1 pseudogene is annotated in these 2,796 nt (G+C 72.1%); it reads left to right on the top strand.

Annotation, left to right across the window (positions count from 1 at the left end):
• Nucleotides 1–2,796 (top strand): annotated as a pseudogene (locus G3O06_RS47415) (LWXIA domain-containing protein); the annotation flags it as partial.

The following is a 2,796-nucleotide window of genomic DNA, read 5'->3' as shown; positions in this document are numbered from 1 at the left end:
CCGCGCTGCGTCCGCAGGATCTCGAGGAACCCGTGATCGTCGTCGCGGGCGAGCACGACGCGGCACTCGCGCCCGAACTCGCGAACCGCTGGCAGAAACCCGTCTATGCGGCCGCGCCCGACGCGTTCGGCCCCGACGGCCAACTGCACGCGGGCGCACGTGTCCTGCGCTTCGATCCCGCGCCGGAAGCCGCGTCGGCCGAATCCGGCATGCCCGGCGGCGCCGCGGCCGCGGCTGAAGAAGCCTCGCCGGCAACGCCCCGCCCTGCCGCCGCCGACGACACGGTGATCGTGCTCGCCGGCAAGCGCGGTCCGAACGAACCGGCACTGCCGCGCCCGGCCGCGACGGCCGAACCCGTCAGCGCGCTCGACGGCATTTTCAGCGCACCAAATCGCGTGCTCGTGCTCGTCAAGCCGGAGCGTCCCGCCACCGTCGAACGTACGGCGGAACACGACACGGGCACCGACAGCGCCCCCGCCGGCAAGGCGGCAGACGCCGGCGCCGACGGCAAGACCGCCCGCACGAACGCAGCCGGCGAGCGGCCGTCCGCCGCGAACGACGATATCGGGCTCGCCGCCGCGCATCCGGAAATGACGGAAACGCCGCCGCCCGACCCTGCGGCGCCGAACCCCGGCTGGATCACGCGGATGCAGATGCGCTTTGGCGGCGCGGCGCTGCCCGAAGCCGCGCAGGCGCTGGCAATGCAGTCCGGCACGCTCGCGACTCAACTGCGCATGTTGCAGGACGCCGGCTGGCGCGTGACGCTCGGCAAGCGCGGCGGCGGCAGCCGCATCGATCCGCGCAAGCGCCGCGTGACGATCGACGGCGCCCTCCAGCACCCGGGCAGCATCACGTACACACTCGCGCACGAAGCGCGGCATGCGGTCGAGGCGATGGCCGGCGTGCTGAACCTCGACTATCGCAACCGCAGCGGCTTCACGCGCAAGGCGCTCGAAGCCGAGGCACGCGCGCAGATCAACGCGTTCGAGGCGCGCTACGAGATCCAGCTGGCCGGCGGCGGCGACATCGCCGCACACGTGCGGCTGCCCGACGCGATCGAGCACGAAGGCAACGTGTGGCGCGCGCCGTCGCACGACTACGCGGGCACGGTCGGCCGGCTCGTCGATGCGTTCGCCGACGCGCCTGTGTCGGGCCGCGACGGCGAGACCTACCGCGAGTTCTACAACGACGTATGGGCCCGCCAGAAGCGCCGCGGCGGCATTCCGCGCCGGATGCCCGCGCCGCAGATGCGCGAGACCGGCGACGCGCCGCGCGGCGTGCGCAGCTTCGACGAACGCGTGGCGTGGAGCCAGGCGCATGCCGAATACGCGTCGCCGTTCGGTGACGGGCCGGTGCCGGCCATCGCGGATCTGCAGGCGGCGCGCAGCCGCCACTTCACGGTGATGCAGGACGAAGGCGTGCTGATGCTGCACGCCGACACGCTGCCGGACGGCACGCTGCTCGCCGGCGGCCACCCGGTCGGCGTGCACGAATACGCGCTCGACCAGGCACCCGCGTTCATCATCCAGGACGGCTATTCGATCGTGCTGTCCGCGAAGCACGGTGGCGATGCGGCCGCCGCGCAGCTCGCGAACCTGTGGCAGCGCCCGGTGTACGCGCCGCCCGGACGCGCGGTCGGCGAGCACGCGGCGCTGCTCGACACCGACACGTTCCGCCGCTTCGACCCGGCGCCCGCGGCGCCGCACGACCTCGGCCCACTGACGGCCGACGCCGAAGGCGTGCACGTCGAAGGTCATCCGGCCAGGCGGATCGACGTCGACCGTCACGTCGGCGAACTGCTCGGCAGCGGCGGCGAGAAAACCGTGTTCGCACTCGGTCACGACGCCGCGCTCGCGGTGTACGACAAAGGCCCGCATACGTCGGAGGGCCGCCAGCTTGACGCGGCGATCGACGAAAGCATCGCGCTCGACGATCTCGCCTCGTACGGCCTGCAAACCCTGACGATGAGCGGCCCGTTCTCCGCCCTCAACCGCGTCGCGGTGCTGTACCGGCCGCTCGGCGTGTTCCACAGCTTCGGCTTCGAGACGGGCGCGCTGCCGCGCGTGGTGTCGCGTGCCGCGCTCGAGCACATCCGGCAGATTCGCGAAGTCGTCGAACGCACGGGCATCGGCTTCGACCTGCAGGGGTTGTTCACGCGCCGCGGCGATTTCCTGCTGAGCGACCCGGGCCCGATCGGCATGGGCGCGGGCGAGCATTTCACCGCGCTGCAGCGCCTCTCGGTCATCGAGCGCGCACTGACGCAAGGGCTCGAGCGCGGCAACATCGAACTCGCGCATCCCGAACTCGCCGAAACGCCTGCACCCGACGCGTTCGTGCAGAAGCCGTCGATCGTCACGCGCGTACGGATGCGCTTCGGCGGCGCGCCGCTGCCGAAGGAAGCCTATCGCCTGATCGATGCGTCGAGCCTGCTGTCGCAGCAGTTGCAGCTCGTGCGCGGCGCGGGATGGAAAGTCGTGCGCGGCAAGGCCGGCGCAGGCAGCAAGATCGACACGCAGCAGCGGCGCATCACGATCGACGGCGGCCTGCGCTCGACCGGATCGATGGTTTACGTGCTCGCGCACGAAGCCGGCCATGCGGTCGAGGCCGCGACCGGTACGCTCCGGCTCGACTACGGCTCGACGCCACGCTATGTGCGCTCCGCGCTGCTCGCCGAGGCGCGCGCGCAGGCGAATGCGTTCGCGATTCGCGACGAGATCCGCGCGAACGCCGGCGTCGACATCGGCCGCCACGTCGCGCTGCCCGAGGCGATCGCGAACGAATACGGCCGCGCGCGGA

This window comes from Burkholderia sp. Ac-20345, assembly GCF_017104825.1.
GTDB lineage: Bacteria > Pseudomonadota > Gammaproteobacteria > Burkholderiales > Burkholderiaceae > Burkholderia > Burkholderia lata_B.
The sequence above is the reverse complement of the archived record's forward strand: the minus strand, read 5'-3'. Positions and strand labels throughout refer to the sequence as shown.